At 66.5% G+C, this 25,045-nt stretch carries 22 protein-coding genes, 1 pseudogene and 1 riboswitch; of the genes and pseudogenes, 5 read left to right on the top strand and 18 right to left on the bottom strand.

Annotation, left to right across the window (positions count from 1 at the left end; genetic code table 11):
• Positions 1–4: 4 nt before the first annotated feature.
• Both LOC59_RS01675 and LOC59_RS01670 read left to right on the top strand, forming a co-directional pair.
• Positions 5–511, top strand: a complete 507-nt coding sequence (locus tag LOC59_RS01675) for a low molecular weight protein-tyrosine-phosphatase (protein ID WP_227894030.1) — start codon at positions 5–7, stop codon at positions 509–511.
• Positions 511–2,700, top strand: a complete 2,190-nt coding sequence (locus tag LOC59_RS01670) for a chorismate-binding protein (protein WP_229970380.1) — start codon at positions 511–513, stop codon at positions 2,698–2,700. The genes LOC59_RS01675 and LOC59_RS01670 overlap by 1 nt, the downstream gene beginning before the upstream one ends.
• A 4-nt stretch (positions 2,701–2,704) precedes the next feature.
• On the opposite strand, the gene cls is transcribed toward LOC59_RS01670, so the two are convergent.
• A complete protein-coding gene (gene cls, locus LOC59_RS01665; protein WP_227894028.1) occupies positions 2,705–4,171 on the bottom strand; it encodes a cardiolipin synthase in 1,467 nt (488 codons plus the stop codon).
• A gap of 88 nt (positions 4,172–4,259) precedes the next feature.
• Between cls and LOC59_RS01660 the strand changes: the two genes are divergently transcribed.
• Positions 4,260–5,135: an aminodeoxychorismate lyase gene (locus LOC59_RS01660; RefSeq protein WP_229970378.1), complete on the top strand. Its 876-nt coding sequence runs from the start codon at positions 4,260–4,262 to the stop codon at positions 5,133–5,135.
• A 5-nt stretch (positions 5,136–5,140) separates the two neighbouring features.
• Here LOC59_RS01660 and LOC59_RS01655 read toward each other — a convergent pair whose 3' ends face one another.
• The 3 genes from LOC59_RS01655 to LOC59_RS01645 are packed head-to-tail and all read right to left on the bottom strand — an operon-like array spanning position 5,141 to position 8,114.
• Positions 5,141–5,956: an energy-coupling factor transporter transmembrane component T family protein gene (locus LOC59_RS01655; protein ID WP_227915625.1), complete on the bottom strand. Its 816-nt coding sequence runs from the start codon at positions 5,954–5,956 to the stop codon at positions 5,141–5,143.
• Complete coding sequence (locus LOC59_RS01650; protein WP_229970376.1) at positions 5,953–7,512, bottom strand: ABC transporter ATP-binding protein; 1,560 nt, start codon at positions 7,510–7,512, stop codon at positions 5,953–5,955. The genes LOC59_RS01655 and LOC59_RS01650 overlap by 4 nt, the downstream gene beginning before the upstream one ends.
• A gap of 2 nt (positions 7,513–7,514) precedes the next feature.
• Positions 7,515–8,114 carry an ECF transporter S component gene (locus tag LOC59_RS01645; RefSeq protein WP_227894024.1) on the bottom strand — a complete coding sequence of 200 codons (600 nt, stop codon included), beginning with the start codon at positions 8,112–8,114 and terminating at the stop codon, positions 7,515–7,517.
• 57 nt (positions 8,115–8,171) lie between these two features.
• Positions 8,172–8,312: riboswitch (TPP riboswitch) on the bottom strand.
• 93 nt (positions 8,313–8,405) lie between these two features.
• On the opposite strand from LOC59_RS01645, the gene LOC59_RS01640 reads away from it, so the two are divergent.
• Positions 8,406–8,669 carry a DUF4235 domain-containing protein gene (locus LOC59_RS01640; protein WP_227894023.1) on the top strand — a complete coding sequence of 88 codons (264 nt, stop codon included), beginning with the start codon at positions 8,406–8,408 and terminating at the stop codon, positions 8,667–8,669.
• 283 nt (positions 8,670–8,952) lie between these two features.
• On the opposite strand, the pseudogene mnhG reads toward LOC59_RS01640, so the two are convergent.
• From mnhG to LOC59_RS01610, 6 genes and pseudogenes are all read right to left on the bottom strand, one after another.
• Positions 8,953–9,294, bottom strand: a pseudogene (mnhG, locus tag LOC59_RS01635) (monovalent cation/H(+) antiporter subunit G); the annotation flags it as partial.
• A gap of 2 nt (positions 9,295–9,296) precedes the next feature.
• Positions 9,297–9,554: a monovalent cation/H+ antiporter complex subunit F gene (locus tag LOC59_RS01630; RefSeq protein ID WP_227894022.1), complete on the bottom strand. Its 258-nt coding sequence runs from the start codon at positions 9,552–9,554 to the stop codon at positions 9,297–9,299.
• Complete coding sequence (locus LOC59_RS01625; protein ID WP_229970848.1) at positions 9,551–10,132, bottom strand: Na+/H+ antiporter subunit E; 582 nt, start codon at positions 10,130–10,132, stop codon at positions 9,551–9,553. Before LOC59_RS01625 ends, LOC59_RS01630 begins: the two co-directional genes overlap by 4 nt.
• Positions 10,133–10,146: 14 nt before the next feature.
• Entirely contained in the window at positions 10,147–11,757 is a 1,611-nt protein-coding gene (locus LOC59_RS01620) for a Na+/H+ antiporter subunit D (RefSeq protein WP_227894021.1), read from the bottom strand.
• The gene (locus LOC59_RS01615) at positions 11,754–12,242 is read right to left on the bottom strand and encodes a Na(+)/H(+) antiporter subunit C (protein ID WP_227894020.1); all 489 of its coding nucleotides are present in this window, start codon (positions 12,240–12,242) and stop codon (positions 11,754–11,756) included. Before LOC59_RS01615 ends, LOC59_RS01620 begins: the two co-directional genes overlap by 4 nt.
• Positions 12,239–15,244, bottom strand: coding sequence for a Na+/H+ antiporter subunit A (locus LOC59_RS01610; RefSeq protein WP_229970374.1), 3,006 nt, complete (start codon positions 15,242–15,244; stop codon positions 12,239–12,241). The genes LOC59_RS01615 and LOC59_RS01610 overlap by 4 nt, the downstream gene beginning before the upstream one ends.
• A gap of 189 nt (positions 15,245–15,433) precedes the next feature.
• On the opposite strand from LOC59_RS01610, the gene LOC59_RS01605 reads away from it, so the two are divergent.
• Entirely contained in the window at positions 15,434–16,801 is a 1,368-nt protein-coding gene (locus LOC59_RS01605; RefSeq protein WP_229970372.1) for an MFS transporter, read from the top strand.
• A 3-nt stretch (positions 16,802–16,804) separates the two neighbouring features.
• Here LOC59_RS01605 and LOC59_RS01600 read toward each other — a convergent pair whose 3' ends face one another.
• The 8 genes from LOC59_RS01600 to LOC59_RS01565 form a co-directional block, all read right to left on the bottom strand.
• Positions 16,805–17,194, bottom strand: a complete 390-nt coding sequence (locus LOC59_RS01600) for a DUF1801 domain-containing protein (protein ID WP_227894017.1) — start codon at positions 17,192–17,194, stop codon at positions 16,805–16,807.
• Positions 17,195–17,341: 147 nt separating this feature from the next.
• The gene (locus LOC59_RS01595) at positions 17,342–18,112 is read right to left on the bottom strand and encodes an SDR family NAD(P)-dependent oxidoreductase (RefSeq protein ID WP_229970370.1); all 771 of its coding nucleotides are present in this window, start codon (positions 18,110–18,112) and stop codon (positions 17,342–17,344) included.
• On the bottom strand, positions 18,109–19,740 hold the full coding sequence (locus LOC59_RS01590) for an FAD-dependent oxidoreductase (RefSeq protein WP_229970368.1): 1,632 nt from the start codon (positions 19,738–19,740) through the stop codon (positions 18,109–18,111). Before LOC59_RS01590 ends, LOC59_RS01595 begins: the two co-directional genes overlap by 4 nt.
• Positions 19,741–19,743: 3 nt before the next feature.
• Entirely contained in the window at positions 19,744–20,829 is a 1,086-nt protein-coding gene (locus tag LOC59_RS01585) for an alcohol dehydrogenase catalytic domain-containing protein (protein ID WP_229970366.1), read from the bottom strand.
• Between the two features lie 8 nt (positions 20,830–20,837).
• Positions 20,838–21,146 (bottom strand): YciI family protein, encoded by a 309-nt coding sequence (locus LOC59_RS01580; protein WP_229970364.1) that lies wholly within the window; start codon positions 21,144–21,146, stop codon positions 20,838–20,840.
• Positions 21,143–22,933, bottom strand: coding sequence for an FAD-dependent oxidoreductase (locus tag LOC59_RS01575; RefSeq protein WP_229970363.1), 1,791 nt, complete (start codon positions 22,931–22,933; stop codon positions 21,143–21,145). Before LOC59_RS01575 ends, LOC59_RS01580 begins: the two co-directional genes overlap by 4 nt.
• Positions 22,917–23,840, bottom strand: a complete 924-nt coding sequence (locus LOC59_RS01570) for a sugar phosphate isomerase/epimerase family protein (protein WP_229970361.1) — start codon at positions 23,838–23,840, stop codon at positions 22,917–22,919. Before LOC59_RS01570 ends, LOC59_RS01575 begins: the two co-directional genes overlap by 17 nt.
• On the bottom strand, positions 23,837–25,024 hold the full coding sequence (locus LOC59_RS01565) for a Gfo/Idh/MocA family protein (protein WP_229970359.1): 1,188 nt from the start codon (positions 25,022–25,024) through the stop codon (positions 23,837–23,839). The genes LOC59_RS01570 and LOC59_RS01565 overlap by 4 nt, the downstream gene beginning before the upstream one ends.
• Between the last annotated feature and the right edge of the window lie 21 nt (positions 25,025–25,045).

Genomic DNA, 25,045 nt, shown 5'->3' with positions numbered 1-25,045 from the left:
AGCGATGTACCGCATCATTACGGTCTGCACCGGCAACATCTGCCGCTCCCCCATGGCCCAGTTCTGCCTCACCCGCGCGGTCCGCGACGCCGGACTTGAAGAGGGCGTGGCCGTAGATTCGGCCGGCGTCACCGGGTGGGAGGCCGGGCACCCCATGGACCCCCGCGCTGCGGCCGAACTGCAGAAGAACGGCTTCGGCGAACCTGCCCTGGACAGCTTCCGGGCGAGGGCCTTTGAACCCGAGTGGTACCGGGACCGCAACCTCATCCTGGCCCTGGACTATGGCCACTTCACCCACCTGGAGGCCGGGGCACCTGCCCGGGAGCGCGGCAAAATCCGGATGCTGCGCAGTTTCGATCCTGCAGCCGCCGGCCTGCCGCCCCAACAGCAGGGCATCGAGGACCCCTGGTACGGCGATATGTCCGACTTTGACTCCTCCTACGCGCTGATTATGGCCGCCGTTCCCGGCGTCGTGGAATTCGTTCGCAGCGCGCTGGCGGACGGTCCCTGATGCCTCCAGCGTCCGCGCGCCCGCTGCTGATCGGCATCGACGGATTCTCCGGTGCGGGCAAGACCAGCCTGGCACTGGAGCTGGCCGCGCAGCTGCGCGCCCACCGCAGTGTTGCCCTGTTCCATTTGGAGGATGTCTATCCCGGATGGGATGGGCTTGCCGCGGGCATGGACTACTACCGCGGCACCGTCCTGGAGCCGCTGGCCGCAGGAGAGGAAGCGCACTGGCAGGCCTGGGACTGGCAGGCAGGACGCTACGGACCCCGGCGCACCACGGTGCCGGCAGAGATCGTGATCTTCGAGGGGGTCGGCGCCGCCCACCGCGCCGCGCGGCAGCTGCTGGACGCGGTGGTGTGGGTCGACGCTCCCGAAGCCGAACGGAGGGAACGGGCCCTGGCCCGCGACGGCGACACCTACGCTCCGCACTGGAACCGCTGGGCTGCCCAGGAAGCCAGGTGGGCGGCTGCCGATCCGGCCCAGGCCGGCGCCGACCTTCAGGTGGCGGCCGGGGAATCCACCGGGCGCGCTCCCCTGCACGCCTATGTGCTGCGAGCCCTGGGCTCCCTGCCGCTGCCCGCACCTGGACTTGGCCTGCCGCAGTCCGCGCTGCAGGTGGACGCTGAAATCCTGGACGCTGATCCAGACCCGCTGCAGCTCTACTCGGAGCTCTTTGGCTCCTCCGGGAACGCTGTCTGGCTCGACAGTTCAGACGCCGGAACCGCGGGCGCGGGCGGCAGCCCTGCGGAACGCAGCCGCTTCAGCATCATGGCCGACGACGGCGGCCTCCTGGGACGCTATGCCGAGCATGCGGCCGGTACCACGAGGGTCAGCCACGGCCCGGTGCAGGTTGCCGTACGGGAGCCGTTCTTCCGGTGGCTGCACAGTGAGTGGGGAACCGCTTCGGTACCGCAGGAACTGGACTGCCCGTTCGCGCTGGGCTGGGTGGGGTGCCTCGGGTACGGACTCAAGCGGGAAACCGGGGGCGCCGATGTCCCTTTCGATGTCCCTTTCGACGGCCCTGACGCTGCCCTGGTCTTTACCGGCCGCGCCGTGGTCCTGGACCACGTACTCAAACGTGTCTTCCTGCTCACCCTGAAGGATCCGTGGTTTGACGGACAGGCGGGCAGTGCAGCCCCTTCCAGCAGCGCAGCCCTTTCCGGCAGCGCGGTCGATTCCAGCAGCGCAGCCCGCTCCGGCGAAGCCTGGCTGGAATCGGCCCGGCGTGCTGTGGCCGCGTCCTCCGTCCGGGCTGCGGCATCCGCTGTGGCCGGGGCACCCGGCGGCCCGGCTTCCCCGCAGGGCTGGCGTCCGGCCGGCAGCGGGCCGGCCTTCTCGTTCCGCGACAGCCGGGCGGATTACCAGGCCAAGGTACGTCTGGCCCAAGCACACATCGCGGAGGGGAACACCTACGAAGCGTGCCTCACCACGCAGCTGCGGGCAGAGCTTCCGGAAGAGCTGGAGCCGCAGGAACTCCTGGACCTGTACGCGGCGCTGCGGCGGCGGAGTCCGGCACCGTTCGCGTCCTTCCTCCGGCTGGGGAATCTTGTCTTGGCCGGTACGTCTCCCGAACGGTTCCTGCGCATCAGCGCAGCGGGGAACCTGCGCGCCGAGCCAATCAAGGGCACCCGGCCCCGCGGCGGGACACCCGCCGCCGACGCCGAGCTGCGCCAGGACCTGCTGCGGAGCGACAAGGACCGCGCGGAAAACATCATGATCGTGGACCTCATGCGCAATGACCTCTCCCGGCTGGCAGAACCGGGGTCGGTGACAGTCCCGCGGCTGTGCGTGGTGGAAAGCTACGCCACCGTCCACCAGCTGGTCAGCACCATCGACGCCCGGCTGGCGTCCGGAGCGAGCCGGGCCGAAGCCATTGCCGCGGCTTTCCCGGCCGGCTCCATGACCGGCGCTCCCAAATCCAGCACCATGACCATCCTGGACCGGCTCGAAGGAGCAGCGCGCGGGATGTATTCGGGCGCCGCCGGCTATTTCTCTCTGACGGGCGCGGCTGACCTCTCCGTCGTAATCCGGACCCTGGTCCTTTCCCCCAAACCCGGCGGCGTTACGGTGCTTAGCCTCGGCGTCGGCGGGGCCGTCACTTCCGGTTCCGATCCGAAGGCAGAGTGGCAGGAAGTACGCACCAAGGCACGCGGCGTGCTGGGCAGCCTCGGCTCCGCAGTCCCGGAGGACTAGCGCGTTACTGCAGCGTCGCCGTCAGCCTGGCCACGTTGTCGACGTAGCGCTGCCAGACCGGACGGTTCTTCCACTCCTCAAGGATCAGTTCCTTGGACAGGGACCGGTACGTGTCTTCGATCCTCCGCATCTTTTCCACGATGTCCCCGCCAAACATCATCATGGAAACTTCCAGGTTCAGCGAGAAGGAGCGCATGTCCATGTTGGAGGACCCCAGGACCGCGACGTCGCTGTCCACGGTGAAGTGCTTGGCGTGCAGGACCAGCGGAGCAGGGTACTGCCAGATCCGGATACCGGCTTCCAGCAGTCCTTCGTAGTAGGAGCGCTGGGCATGGTCCACCAGGAACTGGTCGCCGCGCTCGGAGACGAACAGCTCCACCTGGACACCGCGCTGCGCCGCCGTCGTAATGGCATAGAGAAGGGAATCATCCGGCACGAAGTACGGGCTGGTAATCGAGATCCGCTCCGACGCCGAATACAGCAGCGACGTGAAAAGGCGGAGGTTGTTCTCCGTGGTGAATCCGGGTCCGGACGGGACCACCTGGCAGGTGATGTCGCCGGGCTTTGAGGTCCACTCGTACAGGCTCAGTTCCTGTTCGAGGTTCTCATCCGTTTCCATGTTCCAGTCAGTGGCAAACACAACGTTGATTTCATCCACCACCGGGCCTTCGAGCCGGCTCATGAGTTCCACCCATTTGCGCCCGATCCTGTGGTTTCCCGGCTTGCGGTAGCCCGGCTCCACCAGGTTCTGCGAGCCGGTGAAGCCGATCACGCCGTCCACCACCAGGATCTTGCGGTGGTTGCGGAGGTCAGGGCGCCGCCAATGGCCGCGCAGCGGCTGGATGGGCAGCATTCGGCGCCACCGGATCTGGCTGTCTTCGAGCTCTTTGAGCAGCTTGCGGTAACCCTTCACCCGCAGCGTTCCAATATGGTCGAACAACAGGCGGACTTTGACCCCGCGCGCGGCGGCGTCCTTGAGCGCGGCGAAGAACTCGTGGGTTACGGCGTCGTAGCTCATGATGTAGAACTCGACGTGGACGTAGCGGGAGGCACCCCGGACCGCCTCGGTCATTTGGCGGATCGACTCTTCATAGTCGCGCTGGAGTTCCACGTTGTTGCCGTCCAGGCTGGGGAACGATCCCAGCCTGCGGTTGAGTTCGACGGCGGAGAGCACCCACTCCGGCCCGGAATAGGAGCTGGTCTCCGCGTTGAGTTCGCCGGTGTTCTCACGCACCGCCTTGCTGATTTCCGTCTGCCGCTGCACCCGCTGCTCGGAGAGCCTGTGGTTGCCGAAGAGGGAGAACAGGATGATGCCCGGCACCGGGAGGAAGAAGATGCAGAGCAGCCAGGCCATGGCCGTCGTGGGCCTCCGGTTGCCCGGAACAACGCCCAGCGCAACAATCCGGATGCCGAAGTCCAGCAAGGTGAGCGCAGTGGCCAGCCAGGCTGGAGCACTAACTGTCCACCACACGTTGTCTTCCCTCCAGCCAACCCGAATGTCTTCAGCCTAGTCGGAAGGGTGCCGTGGAACGTGTTCCCGCGCGCACTAGGCTTGGCACATGACTGTTTTGGTGTTCCTGGACCCTGCGTTCCCCTCCGGCCGTGTTGCCGATGCTTCCGTTCCCCAGCTCCTGGCAACCGATCTCGGGGCGACCCGCGGAGACGGCGTCTTCGAGTCGATGCTGGCGGTAGACGGCAAGCCGCGGAAAGTGTCCATGCACCTGGACCGGATGGGCGCCTCTGCTGCGGCACTGGAACTGGCGTTCCCCGCCCCGGGGCAGTGGGAACCCGCAATCTCCACGGCCCTTGCCGAGTTCGGCCGAGTTCACGGGGAACCGCAGGCCGTGGTGAAGCTGATCCTGACCCGCGGCCCCGAAGGCGCGGACCAGCCAACCGCCTGGGTCCAGGCCTCCCCCGTCCCTGCCTCCGCCGCCCGGCAGCGGGAAGCCGGGCTCGACGTGCTCCTGCTGGACCGCGGCTATGACAGCACGGTTGCCGAGCACGCACCGTGGCTGCTGCTGGGTTCCAAGACGCTGTCCTATGCCGTCAACATGGCCGCCATCCGCTACGCCCGCGAACACGGTGCCGATGATGTGATCTTCACGTCCTCGAACGGAAAAGTCCTCGAAGGTCCCACCTCCACAGTTGTCCTGGCCACGGTCCAGAACGGCACCAAGACGCTGCTGACGCCGGAGCTGGAGAGCGGGATCCTGCCCGGCACCACGCAGGGCGCCCTCTTTCAAGCGGCTGAAAACGCCGGCTGGCAGCTGGGCTACGGTCCGCTGGAGCCCACGCACCTCCACCAGGCCGACGGCGTGTGGCTGGTCTCCAGCATCCGCCTCCTGGCGCCGGTGAAATCAATCAACGCCGAACCCATCGCGGTCAGCCCCTCACTCACCGCCGAACTCGCTGCCCTGGTTGAAACCGTCCTTTAGCCGTCCTAGCTGAGGATGAAGTTGAACGTCCCGGCTCCCGCCGCGGCGGCCACGGCCGCTGCTGCGAGTCCGACGCCGTAAGCGAGCACCCAGGCATCGATGCGGCTGAACGTGGACGTCCGCGCCCAGGTCCGTGTTCCGCTGCCGAACCCGCGGGCTTCCATCGCCACGGCCAAGCGGGTTGCCCGGCGGATGGCCTGGACCAGCAGCGCCAGGCCCTGGCCCAGGAAATTCCGGAACCGTCCCAGCGGGGAGCTGGCGGCGTCGGCTCCCCTGGCGTGCCTGGCCAGTCCCAGCGTGCGCCATTCCTGGACGAGCAGGCCCACCAGCCGCATCGCGGCCAGCGCACCCAGGACGAACCGGGACGGCAGGCGCAGCCGCTGGGCCAGCGCATCAGCCAGGTCCGTCGGATCGGTAGAGACCAGCAGGAAGATACCGGGCAGGGCGATGGCCAGTCCACGCAGGCCGATGGCGATTCCGGCCGTCACCGAGTCTGTTGTGAAAAGCAGCGGGCCGGCGTCGAGCAGTACCTCACCGGTCTTCTCCGCGAGCAGCGCCGTCCCCCATGCGCCGATGGCGGCAGCGATCAGCAGCGGCCAAATCCGCTTCACCAGGGTCCAGGGGCCAATCCGCAGCAGCGGCAACAGGGCCAGCTCTCCTGCGAGGACCACAGTGGCGCTGACCCAGTCCACGGTCAGCAGTACCGCAGCCGTCACGGCAACCGCGGCGCCCAGCGTCGAGAGCGGATTCGCCGCCGCCAGCCGTGAGGCGCGTCCGCCCGGACGTGCCTGCTCGTGGGGGCGCAGCACCGTGGCGCTCATGCGGCTTCTCCCCCGGCGCCGCGGCCGGTGCCGATGCCGGTTTCACTGCCGGTCCGGAGCCCTTCAGGCGGCGGAACTTCGCTCACCCGGCCATTTGCCACCTGCAGGAGCGCCCCGCCCAGCGCGGCAGTGAACTCGGCGTCGTGGGTCACCGAAACCACAGTGCATCCGCTCTCGTCCCGCTGCTCAGCGAGCATCGTGACGAGTTCCCGCCAGGTGTTGGCGTCCTGTCCGAAGGTGGGTTCGTCCAGGATCAGGATGTCCGGAGCCGTGGCCAGCATGGTCGCAACGGACAACCGCCGTTTCTCGCCGCCCGAGAGCGTGAACGGATTGACGGTAAGAAGCTTGTGCAGTCCCAGCCGTTCGGCAAGGCGGTCTGCCCGCCGGAGCCCTTCGGCCTCAGAGAGCCCGGCCCGGCGGGGACCGAACGCCAGTTCGTCCCGCACGGAGCCGGTAAGGAACTGGTGTTCCGGTTCCTGGAACACGGTGCCGATCCGGGTCACCAGCTGCGCAGACTTCCAGCTGGAAGGGATAGACCCTGCTTCGCGCGCCAGGGCAGGGGAGGCCGCAAGCTCCCCGCCGCGGGGACGGAGCAGCCCGCCCAGTGTGAGTGCCAAGGTGGATTTTCCGGCACCGTTCGGTCCCGTGATGCCCAGGGCGGTTCCGGCCCTGAGCGTTACGTCCACGCCTGAAAGCACGGCCGGTCCCTTGGGCTGGCGGGCAACGTCCAGTCCCCGGGCCGTGAGCAGCTCCGCTGCCCCGGGGTTCCGCGGCGGGGGCGGCGGGAAGGCAGGAGCCGCGCCGGGAAGCCACACCCCGGCAGCTGCCAGCCGCGAGCGGGTTTCCGCCCCGGTGAGTACCGCGGCAGGCGGTCCATCGGCCAGCAGTCCGCCGCCGGCGTCGAGCACAATCACCCGGTCCACCACATCCGCCCAGGCCGCGACCCGGTGCTCCACCACGATCAGTGTGGCACCGGTCCGGTCCAGGACGCGGGCGACGGCGTCCCGGATTTCCAGCACGCCGTCAGGGTCCAGGTTTGCGGTGGGCTCATCGAGAAGCAGCAGGCCCGGCTGCATGGCAAGGATCGAGGCCAGGGCCAGGCGCTGCTTTTGTCCGCCGGAAAGCGCTGCCGTCGAATGGTCCAGCGGAACGTTGAGGCCGACGTCGTCGAGCGCGGAGTGGACGCGTTCCCAGATCTCGTTGCGCGCAACGCCGAGATTCTCCGCCCCGAAGGCCACTTCATCCCCCACGCGGGAAAGCACAATCTGCGCGTCCGGGTCCTGCAGCAGCAACCCGGCACGGCCGCGTGCGGCCTGCGGATGGACACCGTCGAGCGTCAGTGTTCCTGTCTCGGTACCCCCGGTGTCCTCGCCCAGGACACCGGCCAGGGCGTGGAGCAGCGTTGATTTGCCCGCGCCGGAAGCACCGAGCAGCAGGACCCGCTCACCGGGCTGGATCTGGAAGTCCGCGCCGGCGACTGCGGGCGACCTGCGCCCGGCATGACGCCAGCCCCATTGTGCCGCTGTTACCGCGGCTGGAGCCGTTCTGGAAACCATCGCTAGGCGTCCGCGGTGCGGCCGGCAGCGAAGGCGGAAAGCGCCCCGGTGCGTGCCAGCGACCGAACCGCAAGCCAGGACAGGAGTCCGGCCAGGACCAGTCCGGAGACTGCCGCGAAGAGCACGTACAGCGCCTGCCACTGGAAAGCCCATTCGGGTTTGTACAGGATGGATTCGCTGACGCCCAGGAAAACCCCGGAGACGAGGCCCGCCAGAAGGGCGACGGGAAGGTTGAACTTCTTGTACATAAAGAGCAGGAAGACCAGCTCGGCGCCCAGCCCCTGGATCGCGCCGGAGAGCAGCACGGAGAGGCCAAACTGGGTTCCCAGGACACCGGACACGGCTGAGGCCAGGACCTCGCAGTACAGGGCAGCTCCGGGCTTGCGGATAATCAGGGCGCCCAGGACGCCGGCAATCAGCCAGCCGCCGGTGTAGAGTCCGCCAATCGGGGGGAAGGCCAGGACAATGGCTTCAACGCCGCCGTAGGCCAGCGACCAGGCCCAGAAGACGACGCCGACGGCGACGGCGACAACCGACGCGACAACGATGTCCACCACGCGCCAGGACCAGCGGCTGCGGGTGGGTGGAAGTGTGTGCTGCATGGAAGGTTCCTCCTGTTTTCAGGAGGGGAGGGAAAGCCGCCGCAGCTGCGGCGGCGCACCCCTGAGATCTCGACTCCCTTCGCCGGTACTAACCGGAGCAGGTTCGAGGGTCTGCGGCTTGATCCGCACTCTCAGCGCCCGGATTCCGCTTTCCGGTTTCCCGGATCCGCGGAAAGCTGCGCTCCCCTGTCGTATGTATGCGTGGTCCACTGTACACGGTGGCCGTCCGCGTTTTGGGGCAGCGGCGGGTAGCGTAGGACCAACACCAACGCACAACGCCAAGGAGTACTCATGAACATGATCCTGAAACTGCTGGGAACCGGCGCCAGCATCGGCGCGGGCCTGGCCTCGGCAAAACTCCTGGACTTCGTCTGGACCAAGGCCACAGGCAATGAACCCCCCAAGGACAAGGACGGCGCACTGGACGCCAGCCTGCGCTCGGCCGTCATCTTTGCCCTGGTCTCCGGGGCCGTCAGCCAGGTCATCCGCGTCCTGACCAACCGCGGCACGCAGCGGGCTATCGCCCGGTACCAGCGCACGCCCGAGGTCGTCTAACCCGTTTCCGCCTCACCGAGATGACAGAAACTGCCCGTATGAGCGCTCATACGGGCAGTTTCTGTCATCTCGGGGGACGTGCTTCCCCCCGTCAGCCCTCGCGGCTTCGCCCGGGCGGTGTCGGTTTCTCAGCCTCTGAACGTGCCCGGGCCAATTCTTCGTCGTTGAGGTCCCCGGTGTAGTAGCTTCCGTCGCTTTCGTGCTCCGGTGCGCCGCCGGTTGTCGGGTCATCATCACCTGAGTTATCGACAGGCTCATTCGCGGCCTCGAACATCAGCTGCTGGGCGCGCTCGACGACGTCGTCCAGCTCATCAATGGTGAGCAGCTCGGGGCGAAGATGCTTGGTTCGGTAGCCGGCACGGCCCACCATGTGGGCGGAGACCGGCGCAGTGAGCAGCATAAAGATCCAGCACAGGGCCAGCACCGGCAGCAGTGCCCAGCTGCGGAACTCCACAGCCATGGCCAGCAGGAAGAGCAGCAGGCCGAGCACCTGAGGCTTGGTCGCGGCGTGCATCCGGCTCATCAGGTCGGGGAAGCGGGTGAGGCCGATCGCCGCCGCGAAGGACATGGTGGCGCCGCCCAGCAGCAGGGCTCCAACGATGACGTCAATCACGGTTTCACTCATGGCTACCTCCGGTCCGTTACGAAGCGGGCCACCGTCACGGAGCCGATGAAGCCGATCAGCGAAATCGCTATCAGCAGGGCGAGGTAATCAAGGTTCCGGTTCACGACCATGTCCACTATGAGGGCGCCGCCTACGATGGCCAGCAGTACGTCGGCGGCGAGGACGCGGTCAAGGATTGAAGGTCCGCGGACAATCCGGAAGATGGCACCGGCGGCGGAGAGGGCCAGCATAATCGACACGATAGTGATGACGGCAGTCATCGGCTGACCTCCCCTTCGCGCAGTTCCTTGAGGTCTTTCTGTTCGGCCCGGACCAGGGCCAGGTCTTCTCGTGTGCCCATCATGCGGATCAGCCACGATTCAGTGGCACGCACGTCATCACGGACCTTTTCCGCTGCTGCCTGGCTGTTCACGCCCAGGCAGTGGAGGTAGAGCGTGGACGTGGACCGGTCCACTTCCACCACCAGCGAGCCGGGGATCAGGGAAAGCGCATGGCCGGTGGCCGTGACCAGAAGGTCCGAGTGGCTGCGCAGCTTCACGGCGACCACGGCGTTCTTGATCCGCGGTCCGTGGACAGCGGCCAGCCAGAGCACATGGACGCTCGCGATCACCAGCTTGTAGAGGAACCGGATCCCGAAGCCCGCCGCATACAGGACGTTGAACCGTCCTGACAGGTCCACCGGGGGCAGGTAGAAGATGTTGGTGACAACAAACGCGATGATGGCGCCGAACACCAGGTTGCCCAGGCTGAAGTCCTGCCAGAGCGCGCCCCAGAGCAGCACCAGCCAGATGATCAGCGGCAGTTCCTTCAGCAGGGGTATCCGCGGGTGGTTGCGCATGCGTGCTTTTTGAGTCACGGTGCGCTCCCTTCACCAAGAACGGCTTCGATGTACGGTGTGCGGTCCAGCAGGTCCTGGGCTGCCCGGTCGCTAAGCGAGAAGAGCGGGCCGGCAAGGATGGTCAGGGATACGCCCAGGGCTACCAGTCCCACCGTGGGGTAGACCATGGACTTCGGCAGGAGGTTCACGGTGGAGCGGCCGCCGAAGCGTCCGCTGCTGTGCCCGCTCACGTTGCCGGAGTCGCGGACGGTGCTGCCGTCGGTGGTGGTGGCCAGCAGGATCGGATCAGGGTGGACTGCGTCCTCCGGGGTTCGCCAGAACGCACGGTTCCAGACCCGGGCCATGACCAGCAGGGTCAGCAGCGAGGTGAGGACGGAGGCGGCAACCAGCACGTAGGCCAGCGGCGTGCCCAGTTCCACGCCTGCCTGCATCAGGCCGAGCTTGCCCAGGAAGCCGGAGAACGGCGGGATGCCGGCCAGGTTGATCGCCGGGATGAAGTACAGAACTGCCAGCAGCGGTGAAAGCCGGGCGAGCCCGCCCAGACGGTCCATGTTGGCGGTTCCGCCGCGCCGCTCGATCAGGCCGGTCACCAGGAACAGGCTGGTCTGGACGGTGATGTGGTGGACCACGTAGAACACGGCTGCGCCGATACCCACAATCGAGGCAACCGCGAGGCCGAACACCATGTAGCCGATGTGGCTGACCAGCGTGAAGGAGAGCATACGTTTGATGTCGGTCTGCGCCAAGGCACCCAGGATGCCCACCAGCATGGTCAGGCCCGCCACCACCATCAGCAGCGTGTTGATCCGGTCCCCGGGGAACAGCAGCGTCTCGGTGCGGACCATGGCGTACACACCCACCTTGGTGAGCAGGCCGGCGAACACCGCAGTGACCGGCGCAGGTGCGGTGGGATAGGAGTCAGGCAGCCAGAAGGAAAGGGGGAAGACTGCGGCCTTGATGCCGAAGGCGACCAGCAGCATCAGGTGCAGCATCAGCTGTGTTCCCGGGTCCAGCTCGCCCAGCTTGATGGCCAGGTCCGCCATGTTCACCGTGCCGGTCGCGGCGTAGATCATGCCGATTGCGGTGAGGAACAGGACGGAGGAAATAACGCTGACGACGACGTAGGTCACGCCCGCGCGGATTCGCGGCGTAGTGCCGCCCAGGGTCATCAGCACGTAGCTGGCCGTCAGCAGGATTTCGAAGCCGACGTACAGGTTGAAGAGATCACCGGCCAGGAAGGCGTTCGAAACACCTGCCACCAGGATCAGGTAGGTCGGATGGAAGATGGAAATCGGTCCGTCTTCATCACCGTCGGTCATGCCCTGGCCGGCGGCATAGATCAGCACCGCGAGGCTGATGGCAGTGGAAACCACGAGCATCAGGGCGGAGAACTGGTCCACCACCATGGTGATGCCGAACGGCGGCAGCCACCCGCCCAGGTTCACGGCCTGCGCCCCGGTCTCCCAGACCGCGGCGAGCAGGAAGCACTCCAGGACCAGCGTCAGGGTCAGCACCGTAACGCTCACGATGCGCTGGGAGCGCTGGTGCCGGATCAGGACGAAGGCCAGCGCCGCGCCAAGGAACGGCAGGACGACGGCGAGCGGGGCAAAACTGGAAGCGTTCATCGTTTTGCCTCTCCTGTGGATCCGGTGCCCTGTCCGCGCTGCGAACCGGGTGCTTCTTCGGCCTCGTCAGCCGGCGTGAACTCGGTCGTGTCCTCGGGGACATCGGCGTCGTCTTCCGCGTCGTAGCTGCTCTGGCTGGCCACGCGGCGGTCTTCGATGTCGTCCTGGACCTCATCCTGGCGCCCCAGCACCCAGGAGCGGTAAATGATGCCGAGCATGAAGGCCGTTACGGAGAAGGAAATGACGATCGAGGTGAGGATGAAGGCCTGCGGCAACGGGTCGTTGTAGTCCTCCGGCGGAATCTCGGCGCTGAACAGCGGCGCCAGTCCCTGGAAGCCTCCGGTGGCCAGCAGCAGGATGTTGGTCGCGTTGGTCATCATGGCCAGCCCCAGCACCACCCGGGTGAGGCTGCGTTCCATGACCAGATAGATACCTGCCGCATAGAGGGCGCCCATGATGAGCAGCAGCGTGATGTTGACGCTCATCGGGACACTCCTTCCGGTTCCAGGATTTCGGGTTCGGGTTCCACCAGGTCATCGTCGCCGTCATCGGAACCGCCTTCGGAGCGTTCGTCGATTTCCGAACCGAGGCTGCGCAGGACGTCAAGCACCAGGCCAACCACCACCAGGTACACGCCGATGTCGAAGATGGTTGAGGTGACGAACTTGATGTCGCCGAAGATCGGCCAGGTGAACTCAATGATGGCGCTCTGCAGGACCTGGCCGCCGAAGAACAGCGGGGCTGCTGCGGAGAGTGCCGCCAGGCCCAATCCGCCGCCAAGCAGCATGCCTGCGCTGACGGGGGTGGCTTCGGCCAGTTCGAAGCGGCCGCCGGCAAGGTATCGGATGGTCAGCGCCAGGCCTGCCATCAGGCCGCCGGCAAAACCGCCGCCCGGTGAGTTGTGGCCTGCGATGAGCAGGTAGATGGAGAAGATAATCACCGAGTGGAACAACAGCCGGGTGACGACTTCAAAGATGATGGAACGGCGCTCGGGAGCCAGCGTGCGGCCGGCCACCAGCCACGCTTCGCGGGCCACGGAGGAGAACTTCCGGGCCAGGGCCAGGGTGGCAGCTTCCCGCTCGGAAGAGGCAAAGTGTTCACGCCCGCGGTCCACGGAACCGGTGGCTACCTCGTCGGCACGGCGGCGTTTGTCGCCGCGGCCGCGGACGAAGATCAGGGAGGCAACGCCGGTGGCGGCCATGGCCAGGACGGAGATTTCGCCGAAGGTATCCCAGGCGCGGATGTCCACCAGCGTCACGTTGACGATGTTCAGGCCGCCGCCGCCCTTGTAGGCGAGTTCGGGATAGGACAGGGAGATGGGTTCGGCCACCCGGGATGCCATCGCCGTCATGGCGAAGACCACCATGGCAGCGCCGAAGGCTATGCCCAGTCCGGCCCGCAGCAGGCGCTGGCCGGTGGGTTCGCGCTTCCAGAGCCGGGCCGGCAGGGACCGCAGCGCCAGCACAAAGGCCACCAGCACGATGGTCTCCACCAGCATCTGGGTCAGGGCGAGGTCCGGCGCACCCTGCAGCGCAAAGAGCAGGGCAATGCCGTAGCCGCTGACGCTGACCATCAGCACGGCCAGGAAGCGCTTGTTGGCGCGGGCTGCACCGACGGCGCCGATCACCACGGCTGCACCGATCACGGCCTGCAGCGGGGAATCGAACCAATGGAACTGTTCCGGAATCGGCGCGTTCCGGAGGAGGACGGCGCACAGCGGCGTCACAATCGCCATGCTCAGGATGACAAAGAGGTAGAAGGTCAGTGAACCGCGCTGCGTGCGTCCGGTGACCCAGACCGCGACGTCGTCCAGGATGCCGATCAGGCCGCGGTAGGACCGCTCGGCGTCGAGCGGGCTGGCCATGCGGGCCTGGAGTTTCTCCACCCGGGTGCGCTGGAAGAACAGCAGGGTTCCGGCCGCGATCGTCAGCGCCGTCAGGCCCAGCGCAAGGGTAAAGCCGTGCCAGAGCGCCAGGTGCGTGGCTTCGCCTTCCAGCGGGTACAGGTCCGCGTACGGGGTGATGATCGTGTCCAGCGGCTTCGGCCACAGGCCAAAGAAGACGGTGGCGGCAGCAAGGATGGCGGGCGGGGCGAGGAACGGCCACGGAATCGCTTTGAACGCCGTCGGCTTGCAGGATTCCTTGGACGCGAAGCCGCCCCAGACGAACCGGCAGCTGTACGCGAAGGTCAGGATGGCGCCGGCCACGACGCCAATCAGCAGCACGATCGCCGTGGGCGTGCCCTGCTTTTCGGCAAAGTGGACGTAGGTCTCGTAGACCGATTCCTTCGCCACGAATCCGAGCAGCGGCGGCAGGCCGGCCATGGAGGCAGCGCCGATCGCGGCGACAACGGCCAGCAGCGGGGCTGAGCGTCCGACGCCGGACAGCTTGCGGATGTCGCGGGTGCCTGCCTGGTGGTCGATGATCCCCACTACCAGGAACAACGTGGCCTTGAAGAAGCCATGTGCCACCAGCAGGCCCAGACCCGCCAGCGCCGCTTCCCGGTTGCCCAGTCCCACCACAAGGGTCAGGAAACCGAGCTGGCTGACAGTTCCGTAGGCCAGCATCAGCTTGAGGTCGTGCTGCCGCAGCGCACGCCAGCCGCCCAGGAGCAGGGTCGCCAGGCCAAGGATGGAGACGACGGCAGACCAGTACATGGTGTCCGAGAACCCCGGAGCCAGGCGTGCCACCAGGTAGATGCCGGCCTTCACCATGGCCGCGGCGTGCAGGTACGCGCTGACCGGGGTCGGGGCAGCCATGGCGGCCGGAAGCCAGAAATGGAAGGGGAACAGGGCCGACTTGGAAACTGCGCCAAGGAGCAGCAGGACCACAGCGATGTCGACAATCACGCCGCTCGCAGCCAGCTGCGGTGCCTGCGCCATGATCTCGGAGATCCGGTAGGTGCCGGCCGCCGAGCCGAGCATGATCATGCCTACGAGCATGGCCAGCCCGCCGAACGTCGTAACAATCAGTGCCTGCAGGGCTGCACGGCGGGCCGAGAGGCGGTGCGCCGCATAGCCGATCAGCAGGTAGGAGAGGATGGTGGTCAGTTCCCAGAAGATGAACAGCAGGATCAGGTCATCAGCTGTGACCAGACCGAACATGGCCGCGGCGAAGGCCAGCAGCTGGGCGCCGAAGCTGCCCATCTTCGGATCTTCGGGACGGAAGTACCGGGCGCAGTAGAACAGCACCAGCGAACCGACGCCCAGGATAAGGATGGAGAGGACGGCTGAGAGCGCGTCCATGCGGAAAGCCAGCTCCACCCGGAGATCGGGAATCCAGGGGATGATGACCGACGGCGGCGCGTTGGGAGCGCCGGAAGCGAGGGTCTGGTCCGCCCCGGTATAGCGGGTGAACGTTGCCATCAGCCACAGGAACGCCGGTGCGGGAACCGCGGCCAGGATGTAAAAGGCGGACCTGCCGAACCACCGGAAGAATAACGGCGCCACCAATGCCACCGTAAACAAGACGGTGAGCACAAGTAGCACGTAGATCTCCCGGGTTCTCTTGGGGTTTGCAGGTCAGAACACAGCTTTAGTTATCAACGTTGCGGGCGAAGGGTCCTGTTTATTCTACCCATGGCATACGCCCTCAGCCCATTCGGGGGTGTGTCATGGTTACGCCTTTCGACCGCGTCTGTCCGTCTCACACCGCCTTGGCGGGCTAGCATCTGGACCATGGCATCAACGACCGTACACACCACACCGGGGCATCCCGGTCCCTCTGCCCGCCTTCGACGGCGGGAGGTTTGGGCCTGGGCCTCATGGGACTGGGGATCGGCAGCCTTCAACGCTGTGATGACGACCTTCGTCTTTACCGTGTACCTGACGTCGGACCCGTTCGGCGGCGAAGATCACGCGTCGGCAGTCCTGGGCACAGGCCTTGCCGTCGCGGGCATCGTGGTGGCTGTCCTTGCTCCGGTGACCGGGCAGCGCTCCGACGCCGGCGGACGGCGGAAGCTGTGGCTGGGACTCAACACCCTTGCTGTGTGTGTGGCGACAGGACTGTGCTTCTTCGTCTACCCGAGTGAAAACTTCCTGCTCGTTGGCGTGGCCCTCATCGCCCTGGCCAACGTCTTCTTCGAATTCGCGAACGTGAACTACTTCGCCATGCTCAAGCAGGTGTCCACACCGGCCACGATTGGCAAGGTCAGCGGCTTCGGATGGGCCATGGGGTACGTAGGCGGCATCGCCGCGCTGGCCCTGGTCCTGGTCGGCTTCATCAATCCGGACATCGGATGGTTTGGCGTCACGTCCGAGAACGGCCAGAACGTCCGGGCCGTCGCCGTGTTCTCGGCTGTGTGGTTCCTGCTGTTCTCCCTGCCGATCTTCTTCACCGTGCCGGAGGTGCCCCGCACCAAGGCCGCCAAGATTGGGTTCATCGCGTCCTACGGACTGCTCTTCCGCCGGATCAAGGCCATCTACAAGACCAGCCCCCACACGATTTTCTTCCTCCTAGCCTCGGCCGTTTTCCGTGACGGGCTGGCAGCGGTATTCACCTTCGGCGGCGTCATCGCGTCCGGAACGTTCGGCTGGGAACTGCCCCAGGTCATCATGTTCGCCATCTTCGGCAACATCGTGGCCGCGGCCGGTTCCTTTGCGGGCGGTTTCCTGGATGACCGCATTGGTCCCAAACCGGTGATCGTCGGTTCCCTGACCGGCCTCCTGCTGGCCGGATCCGCCATCGCCGTGCTGGGCCCGGACGATGTCAGCATGTTCGGACTCGACTGGACCGGCGACACCACGTTCTGGATCTTCGGACTGGCCCTGTGCCTGTTCGTTGGCCCGGCGCAGTCGGCGTCCCGGGCGTTCCTGGCACGGCTGGCCCCCGACGGCGAGGAGGGCGAACTCTTTGGCCTCTACGCCACCACGGGCAGGGCAGTGAGCTTCCTGGCGCCCTCGCTCTTTGCGCTGTTCATCACCATCTTCGGGGCGCAGCGGTACGGCATCATCGGAATCCTGCTGGTCCTGCTGCTGGGCCTGCTGGCACTGCTGCCGGTCCGCGCCCCGGGCCGCACGCCGAAAGCGGTGGTTCCGGAGGTCTAAGTCCTATTCCAGCTGCGAAACCCACTGCCTGACGACGTCGGTGAAGTCCTCCAGTCCCGCGTCCGCCGCAGCGCGGCTGGGGAAGGTAATGACTCCGCGGTTCCGTCCGGCCCAGCGGAGCACCTTCCGCGGATCGGCCACGGTGATCTCGCGGTGCTCAGGCTTGGGTTTGGCTCCCGTGTGCAAAACGACCTGCACGGCCTGGGGCCGATTGAGGTTGAACGTGGCGAAGTCGTCGCGCAGGAAGAAGTTCGGCGAATGCCATTTGACGTTTTCCCGGATCCGCGGGTCCACGGACAGGATAGCTTCGCGCAGCTTCTGGACCGACGAGCGCATCGGGTGGTTCAGGGAAGCCAGATAGTCCGTCAGTGCGGATGGTTCGGCGGGTTCCATGCGCCCAATCTGGCACCGTGCAGGGCAGGTGTCCACAGTAGGAGCGGCCAGGGACGGTGCAGGCCTTCAGATGCTGGTGCGGTGGAAGTTCAGGTGGCTGCGCGACGCCGTCGGGCCCGCTGGCCCTGGCCCCGTCAGAGTTATTCGTCAGGCAGTGTTTCGGCCTCCGCTGAGGTCCAGTGTCTGCCCGGTCATGTAGCTGCATTCGGGAGAGAGCAGCCAGGCTGCCAAGGCCGCGAATTCCGCCGGGTACCCCACCCTGCGCATTGGCACCCTGTTGAGCAGCGCCGCATTGCGTTCGGGGCTCAGGTCCTTTAGCAGCGGCGTCGCGAACATCGAGGGCGCAACACAGTTGATGGAGATGCCTGCGGAGGCGGTTTCCTTGGCCGCCGACTTGGCCAGGGCGATCAGGCCCGCTTTGGAGACGGAATAGGCCGACATGTTCTCGTTTCCTTCCCTCCCTGCGATCGAAGCCAGCATGGCGATCCGGCCGTATCCGGCGGCGTGCATGTGAGGGATCACCGCCTGCAGCCCGTAAAAGCAGCCCGTCAGGTTGATCTCCAGTGTGCGGTTCCATCCCTCGAGAGGCACGTCCTTCACCGGCACTTCCGGGCCCTGGACTCCGTGGCAGAAAAGGGCGCCGTCCAGCCGGCCGAACCGGTTCATGGCGTGCCGGATCACCCGCTCCCACTGGTCCGGGTCCGTGACATCCAGCCCGAGGAACTCTCCAGTGTCAGGCGGACCCCCGGCCGGTGCGGTGACATCCGTGGCCACGACGCACGCTCCCTCGGCCCGCAGCCTGGCGGCCGCCTCTGATCCCAGCCCTCCCCCGGCACCGGTCACCAGGACAACCCTGCCGGCGAAGCGGCCAGGCCATATCTGCAGCTGGCCCGGCGGGGCCACCTGCTCCGGAATCATGCTGTGTCTCCGCAGAGGTGGCGGGCTGCGGCATAGGCGCGGGTAACGGCAGATCCCAGCGTCGCCCCGCCGCCCGGATAGTGGTTGCGGAAAATCCCGGCTGCTGCATTGCCCGCCGCGTACAGGCCTGTGATGGGACCGCCGTCCCAACCCAGAACCTGTCCCTGCTGATTCACAGCCAGCCCGCCGGAGGTTCCCAGCATCCCTGCGTGCACGGGAACTGCATAGAACGGAGGCCTGTCCAGGGGGGAAAGGCAGGGGTTGGGCAGGTTCGACTGGTCACCCAGGTGCCGGTCCTGTTCGCTTGCCCCGCGGCCGTACAGGGTATCGGTGCCCTTCCGGGCATCACTGTTGAAGAACAGCACCGTTTCCGCCAGCCCGGCGGCGTCGATTCCTGTCTTTTCCGCCAGTTCCTGCAGGCTGGACGACTCGTTCATCCAGTCCTGCGCCACACCCGGCACAGAACCTGCCACCGGGTACTTCGCGTGGAAATCCGCGTCGAAGACGAGCCACGCCGGATTGTTTTGCTGGCGCGTGCTCTCCGGATCGGTATTGGCGAAGACGCGCGCGGCGTCGTGGTAGTTCAGCGCTTCGTTGACGAAGCGCCGGCCGGCGGCATTGACGGTGATGGAGCCCGGCAGCGTCATTTCCACGTTCGCCATCCGCCCCGTGGGCCGGCCGTCGTACCGCGCGCCCGGCGGAGTTATCACCGGGACTCCCCACATCGCCGTCATATCCCGGACGGCGGCACCGGCAGCGAGTGCCAGTTCCAGTCCGTCGCCCTCATTTGAAGGGGCACCGATCGGCGTGACCGGCAATGGAAGGAAAGCTGCGCGCATGTCCGCGTTGAACTCGAACCCGCCGGAGGCCACGACGACGGCACCGGCCCGGATTGTCTCCGTCCGGCCGGCAATCTCCACGTTCCATCCGCTGCCGGAACGGGACAGGCCCGTCACCGGCGCCTGGACCGCAAGGCGCACTCCCAGATCAATCGCGGTGGCGGCCAGGGACCCTGCCAGGGCCCCGCCCATGGTGCGGATGCCTTCATCGGCACGGCTGCGCAGCAGCTGCGGGTCCGGTGCCCGGCCGTTGAGGTTGTCCCGTTCAATCATGGTGAGCAGCGGAAAGTAAGTTGACGGCCGCAGCATCGCTGCAAGCCCCGGGTGGTCTTCGTCGGAGAACGGCAGGTTATCCAGGCTGCGGCCTCCGGCTGCGGCGCCGTCCCATTCCAGGTGGTAGTCCGGACGGGCCAGCGGAGCCAGACGCACACGGGTGTGGCGGTCCAGGAACCCAATGACGTCCGCTGCGGTCTCAACGAACCACTCAATGTCTTCCGTCGGCATGGCGTGGCCGGCCGCTGCCCGCAGATAGCTGATGCCCGCCGCCCGGGAATCCTCGAATCCTGCGCTCATTGATAAATGGTTGTTGGGCGCCCAGATGACGCCGCCGCCTGCAGAAGTAGTCCCGCCCAGCAGGGCTGCCTTCTCCAGCACCAGCACGGAGGCACCGCCGTGGGCAGCCCGGACAGCGGAGGTAAGGCCCGCGGCACCGGAACCCATCACCACGACGTCGTAGGAGGTTGCCAGGTCGGCTGCGTTCGCGGTGACAGGAGCTTCCATACGTCCCATAAGTCAGTTCTCCGTCCGTGAGCCGGCGTGTACACCGGGCTGGGCCGCGGGCTCACGGACGGGCATGCTGATGACGATCTTTCCTGCACCCTGGGCCGGATCAAGCATGGTTTCGAAGGCTTCCTGGATTGCGGCCAGTTCGAAGCTATGGGTGATCAGCTTTTCGGCCAGGTCCTGATGCCGGTTGAGGGCAGCCAGGGCCGCGGGGATGAGGTTGACGCTGTTCCTGCTGCCGAGGATGTCCAGTTCCTTGAACGGGACCGTCCGCATGGACAGTGCCGCTGTTGCAGTGGAGATGCCCACCTGGACAATGCGCGCCGTAGGTGCTGCAAGGGAAAGCGCGTTCTCGAACGACGCCGGCGCACCGGTTGCTTCGATGAGCAGGGTGGGGCCGGACATCCGGCACCAGGATTCGAGCTCCTTGCGCTGAGCGGCATCCGGAAAGGGGCCGGAGCCAGCCAGCAGCGTACCCACTGCTCCGAATTCCCGGGACATTTCGAGCTTGGACGGAACAAGGTCAGAAGTAAGAACGTTGACGCCCAGCTCGGTCAGGAAGAGCGTCGTCAGCAGCCCGATTGGCCCGCAGCCGAATACCAGGGCCGTCTCCCCTGCCTCTGGCCTGCCGCGGTTCACAGCCTGCATGGCAATGGATCCCGGCTCGCCCAGCACCGCCAGCCGCAGCGGCATGCCCTCAGGAACGGGGTGAAGCTTCGATACTGGAACGCTGATGACCTCAGCCAGGGCGCCGTCTTCGTAGCAGCCCAGGCAGGAGATGGATTCGCAGACGTTCGGGCGCCCGCCGAGGCACGGCCCGCACGTGCCGCAGTACACCATGGGGCTGACCGCTACCGCGTTCCCCACCTCCAGCCCCGGGCCGGCCGCCTGGTCAATGGCTTCGATCCGCCCGGTGAACTCGTGTCCCTGGACCAGAGGCAGTTCCGTCGGATAGTCGTCGTCCCAGATGTGCAGGTCGGTCCCGCACAGGGCCACCTGGTGTACCCGGACCAGCGCGTGCCCCGGCATAAGCGCCGGTGGGTCCTCGTCCCGCAGCTCGATCGTCCGCCGGCTGACAGTATGGGCTCGCAGCATGCCCGGCCCTATCCCTGGGCGCCCGCCGGGACCTGAAGCTTGTCCCTTCCGAAAAAGATGTTCCACTGGCTGATCGTGCGCTCCGTAATCAGTCCGGCCTGGGCAAACGGGTCGCCGTCCATCACCGCAGCTGCCTCAGCCTCGTCGGGCGCCTGGATCACCAGGAGGGCACCGGTGCCTGCATCCAGCGGTCCGCTGACCAGCAGCCTGCCCGAGTCGAACAGTGCCTGCAGGAACTCGACATGGTTCGGACGAACGGCGTCACGCTGAACCGCGGATTCGACTGAGTAGGTGTAGGTGACGGCATATGTGTTCATGGCTGGAACTCCTGGGAATCTGTTGATGGTGTGCTGGCACTGACCGGGACGGGGGTCCCGTCGTCTTCGTAAACTATGGCCCCGGCAAGGTCGCGTCCCGCGACGTAGCCGGAGGTGAGGGCGGGGCCGAGGTTGATGCCGCCGGCGGGATAGTGCCCGCCCATCACGCTGGCCTGGTCGTTGCCCGCTGCGTAGAGGCCCTTGATGGGTGTCCCGGCTTCGGTAAGCACTCGGGCGGAAGTGTCCACGGCCAGGCCGGCGAAGGTACCGAAACTGCCCGGCACCACCCTTACTGCGTAGAAGGGGCCCCGCTCCAAGGGGGCGAGCGTGGGGTTTGGGCGGGTTTTCGGATCTCCCCCGGAACGGTTGAACGGAGTTTCACCGCGTCCGAACTCAGGATCGACGCCCCGGCGGGCGTTTTTGTTGAACTCCGCCACCGTCTTGGCCAGGGCATCAGGGTCAATGCCGCATTTAGCCGCCAGCTCCTGGAGCGTCCTGCCCCGGACGAGGTAACCGCTGCGCAGGTAAGGGAACAACGGCACGGGCAGCGGCTTGGCCATGCCAAGCGGGTATCGGCGCACGAAGCGTGAATCGGCTATCTGCCAGGACTGGACGGTTTCGCCCTCATCGGCCGCCTTGATCATCGCGTCGACGTAGTCCCAGTAACCGTTCGCCTCATTGACGAACCGCTTCCCAGAAGCCAGCACCCCAATGCTGCCGGGTTTGGCACGGTCCATGATGTGCGGGAACACACCCTGCTTGCCGTTGGGATACTTGACCAGGGAGACCGGGCACCAGGCCGCCGGTGAAGCAACCTCGGTTATGAACCGTGCACCGGCATCCAGCGCCAGGTCCAGGCCCGAGCCGTCTGCCTCCGGGGGTGCCAGCGTCCAGTGTTCAACCCCGGTAGGGGTTTTGGGGAAGAGCTTGGCGCGGTACGCGGTGTTGCTGGGAAACCCTCCTGTTGCAAGGACGACACCCCGGCGGGCAGTGATCGTGTAGCTGCCGTCCGGGCCGCCTACCCGGAGGCCGGTAACCCCGCCGGCGCTGTCCGTCAGCAGTTTTTCCGCGGTCGTGGCGACGCGGATGTCCACCCCAAGGTCGTCCGCGGATTTGAGGAGCCGGGCGGTCAGCGCCGTCCCGTTGACCAGCTGCATGTTCCTGCGGTGCAGGGCGAGGCCCGCCAGGTGGGCCGTCACCCGCTTTGCCGCATGGAGCAGGCCGGCGGGGTTGCCGCGGGACGCCGAGAGAAACCTGGTCAGGTCCGGACCGGCCATGATCCCCATACCCAGGAAGCTGGTCGCGTAAAGCTGGTGCCGCATCCTGGCGCGCAGCTCAGGCTTCACGTTCCGGGCGTTGAAGGGTGCCGGAGCGACAGAGCGGTGTCCGGTGCCCGCTCCGGGCACCGATCCGTAAATGTCATTGATCCGGGTGCCCGGCGTGAACTGGAGCGAGGTGCGGTTATGGAAAAAGCCCACCATGTGCGGCGCCGCCTCCAGAAACGCGTCGATCCGCTCGGCGTCGTAGTCCTTTCCCAGGACGTTGCGCAGGTAGGTGCGGAATTCTTCGCGGTCCTCCTGGACGCCGTCGGCCTTCGCCAAAGGGTTGCCCGGGGCCCATGCCCAGCCGCCGGAATGGGAGGTGGCGCCCCCGATGACCTCTGCCCGCTCCACCACCACCACCTTCAGTCCGTGGTAGGCGCTGGTGACTGCGGCGGACATTCCGCCTGCGCCGGACCCGACGACGACGACGTCTGCTTCGGTGTCCCTGCTAACTGTGGTGCTCATCTGTTATTCCGTTCGTTCCGTGGGTGTGCAGTTCCGGGTGTTCGGAGCACCCGGACAAGGGTGGCGGCTCAGGGAAGGCCCGGGCGGATGCCCTCAGTCGCCCGGCGGAGGCGATCACCGAGTCAGCCGCCTGCTTCAGACGGTTCGCCCAGGCCTGTTCACCGAGGCGGGCGAGAGCTGAATCGGAAGGGGTTTCCACACTCACCGGGGTCCCTTCGGGCAGCGCGGCGATCATTTCCGCGAGCCGGAATCCGCCTTCTCCGGGTACCTGGCGCTCGGACCGGGATTCGAGCACGAGGCCGTCCCGGTCGGCCGGGGCGTCCACCGGACCGTCGCACAGCTGCAGCAGCGGGACCAGCCCGCCATACGTTTGGAGTTCCGCGTCTGTGGTGCCCACCCTGCTGAGGTGCAGTGTGTCGGCCACGATCCTGCAGCCGGAGTCCCGTGCCAGTTCCGCGGCCAGCGGGAGTGAATTCACTGATTGATAGGAGATAACTTCCAGGGTGGGAACGATGCCGAAGTCAGCGCCGTCCTTCACCATCTGCGCGAGGATCCCGGCCAGCTGCCCGTGATCCGTGAGCGACGCGGCCACCGTGAGGGTGGCAGCTCGCAGCGCCTCCCCCGCTTCCATCATCTGGAGCCAGGCGGACCGCTGGTCACTGCCGTCGAGCAGCAGGAACTCAATGTCCCGGATGCCCACCCCCGTCTCCTCGACGGCGAGCATTGTTTCACGGAACATCGGCGACCCCGGGGCAAGGTCGTACGCCCGCTCCGCGGCCGTCACCTGTCGCACCCGGGCGCCGACGAAGTCGAAACCAGCGGCAGCTGCGATCCGCACCAGCCGCGGAGGTTCGGTACGGAGCAGGGACAGCTGGGCAAGACCAATCTTCGGTGTGTGGGTTGTCATTTGTTCGCTCGAATCTCAGGTCGGACTTCTGCGGGCGGAGATGGCTCGTTAGTCTCGGCGGCCGTGCCGGAACGTGCCGGAGGAACCGCCACCCCGGCGGGGAACGGCGCAAACCGGACCGGCTGCCCGGTGCGGGCGGACTCGTAGACCGCCAGCAGGATGCGGAGGGCATTCGTACCATCCCGGCCGGTAACAGCAGGGATGCCCCCGCCCCTCACTGCGTCCACGAAGTCCTCGATCTGTGCCCGGTGATGCGGGATCAGCGCTTCGTTGATGGCCGCCAGGTCCACGTTGGCCCCCGCGGTGATGCGGGCAGGCGCTTCAGCCGCGGATGCCCCGTCTGCGGCGATGGTGAGGCGCCCGTCCGTGCCTTCAGGGAATTCGCTGAGTTCAGCCGTCGCCCCGGTCGAACCCGTGATACGGATTTGCACCCCGAGCGACGGGCTGGCGGCGGTGGAAGCGTTCAGCGTGGCCAGCGCTCCGCTGGTGAACTTCAGGACAGCGCTTGCTGAGTCCTCGACCTCGATATAGTCCCCGTGCTTGAAGGTGTTGACCGCTCCGTAGACTTCCGCCACCTCCCCCAGATACCACTGCAGCAGGTCGATGTAGTGGATCGCCTGCGTCATCAGCACACCGCCGCCGTCGTTCGCCCAGGTTCCGCGCCACGCGTCTGCACGGTAATACTCAGGGTCCCTCTGCAGGAGTACCGAAACCTGGCCCATCACCGGCCGGCCCAGGGTGCCGTCATCGATGGCTGCCCGGAGAGCGGCCGCTGCCGGCCAGAACCGACGCTGGAAAAGCACGCCCAGTGCAACGCCGTGGTTCTCGCAGGCCTCAACCATGTTCCGGGCAGCGGCGAGATCCACCGAGATTGGCTTCTCGCACAGCACGTGCACGCCGGCTGCCGCAGCCTGCAGGACAACTGCTTCATGCGTCGGATGCGGAGTGCAGACCGAAATGATGTCCAGTCCGAGGTCCAGGAGTGCCGCTGCCGAGTCCACCGCGTGGGGTATCTGCCAGGTTGCGGCGGTCTGCCGTGCACGGGCGGTGTCGACGTCGCAGACCCCCACAACCTCCGTTCCCTCAATTGCGGCGTAGGCCTCAATGTGGTTGCGGCTGATGTTGCCGCAGCCCACGATTCCGACGCGCAGGCGGGGTGCTTGTGTACGTGCCGTGTCAGTCATCGTCCTCTTTCGGGGGGGGGT

Origin of the sequence: Arthrobacter sp. zg-Y916 (assembly GCF_020907385.1) — a bacterium.
Lineage (GTDB): Bacteria > Actinomycetota > Actinomycetes > Actinomycetales > Micrococcaceae > Arthrobacter_B > Arthrobacter_B caoxuetaonis.
This window is presented reverse-complemented; position numbering and strand designations above follow the sequence as displayed.

What these genes read in the sequence shown, in the direction of transcription:
- LOC59_RS01675 (WP_227894030.1), top strand. Translation starts at nt 5, where the DNA reads ATGTACCGCATCATTACGGTCTGCACCGGCAACATCTGCCGCTCCCCC.
- LOC59_RS01670 (WP_229970380.1), top strand. Translation starts at nt 511, where the DNA reads ATGCCTCCAGCGTCCGCGCGCCCGCTGCTGATCGGCATCGACGGATTC.
- LOC59_RS01660 (WP_229970378.1), top strand. Translation starts at nt 4,260, where the DNA reads ATGACTGTTTTGGTGTTCCTGGACCCTGCGTTCCCCTCCGGCCGTGTT.
- LOC59_RS01655 (WP_227915625.1), bottom strand. Translation starts at nt 5,956, where the DNA reads ATGAGCGCCACGGTGCTGCGCCCCCACGAGCAGGCACGTCCGGGCGGA.
- LOC59_RS01650 (WP_229970376.1), bottom strand. Translation starts at nt 7,512, where the DNA reads ATGGTTTCCAGAACGGCTCCAGCCGCGGTAACAGCGGCACAATGGGGC.
- LOC59_RS01645 (WP_227894024.1), bottom strand. Translation starts at nt 8,114, where the DNA reads ATGCAGCACACACTTCCACCCACCCGCAGCCGCTGGTCCTGGCGCGTG.
- LOC59_RS01640 (WP_227894023.1), top strand. Translation starts at nt 8,406, where the DNA reads ATGAACATGATCCTGAAACTGCTGGGAACCGGCGCCAGCATCGGCGCG.
- LOC59_RS01630 (WP_227894022.1), bottom strand. Translation starts at nt 9,554, where the DNA reads ATGACTGCCGTCATCACTATCGTGTCGATTATGCTGGCCCTCTCCGCC.
- LOC59_RS01625 (WP_229970848.1), bottom strand. Translation starts at nt 10,132, where the DNA reads ATGCGCAACCACCCGCGGATACCCCTGCTGAAGGAACTGCCGCTGATC.
- LOC59_RS01620 (WP_227894021.1), bottom strand. Translation starts at nt 11,757, where the DNA reads ATGAACGCTTCCAGTTTTGCCCCGCTCGCCGTCGTCCTGCCGTTCCTT.
- LOC59_RS01615 (WP_227894020.1), bottom strand. Translation starts at nt 12,242, where the DNA reads ATGAGCGTCAACATCACGCTGCTGCTCATCATGGGCGCCCTCTATGCG.
- LOC59_RS01605 (WP_229970372.1), top strand. Translation starts at nt 15,434, where the DNA reads ATGGCATCAACGACCGTACACACCACACCGGGGCATCCCGGTCCCTCT.
- LOC59_RS01600 (WP_227894017.1), bottom strand. Translation starts at nt 17,194, where the DNA reads ATGGAACCCGCCGAACCATCCGCACTGACGGACTATCTGGCTTCCCTG.
- LOC59_RS01595 (WP_229970370.1), bottom strand. Translation starts at nt 18,112, where the DNA reads ATGATTCCGGAGCAGGTGGCCCCGCCGGGCCAGCTGCAGATATGGCCT.
- LOC59_RS01590 (WP_229970368.1), bottom strand. Translation starts at nt 19,740, where the DNA reads ATGGGACGTATGGAAGCTCCTGTCACCGCGAACGCAGCCGACCTGGCA.
- LOC59_RS01585 (WP_229970366.1), bottom strand. Translation starts at nt 20,829, where the DNA reads ATGCTGCGAGCCCATACTGTCAGCCGGCGGACGATCGAGCTGCGGGAC.
- LOC59_RS01580 (WP_229970364.1), bottom strand. Translation starts at nt 21,146, where the DNA reads ATGAACACATATGCCGTCACCTACACCTACTCAGTCGAATCCGCGGTT.
- LOC59_RS01575 (WP_229970363.1), bottom strand. Translation starts at nt 22,933, where the DNA reads ATGAGCACCACAGTTAGCAGGGACACCGAAGCAGACGTCGTCGTCGTC.
- LOC59_RS01570 (WP_229970361.1), bottom strand. Translation starts at nt 23,840, where the DNA reads ATGACAACCCACACACCGAAGATTGGTCTTGCCCAGCTGTCCCTGCTC.
- LOC59_RS01565 (WP_229970359.1), bottom strand. Translation starts at nt 25,024, where the DNA reads ATGACTGACACGGCACGTACACAAGCACCCCGCCTGCGCGTCGGAATC.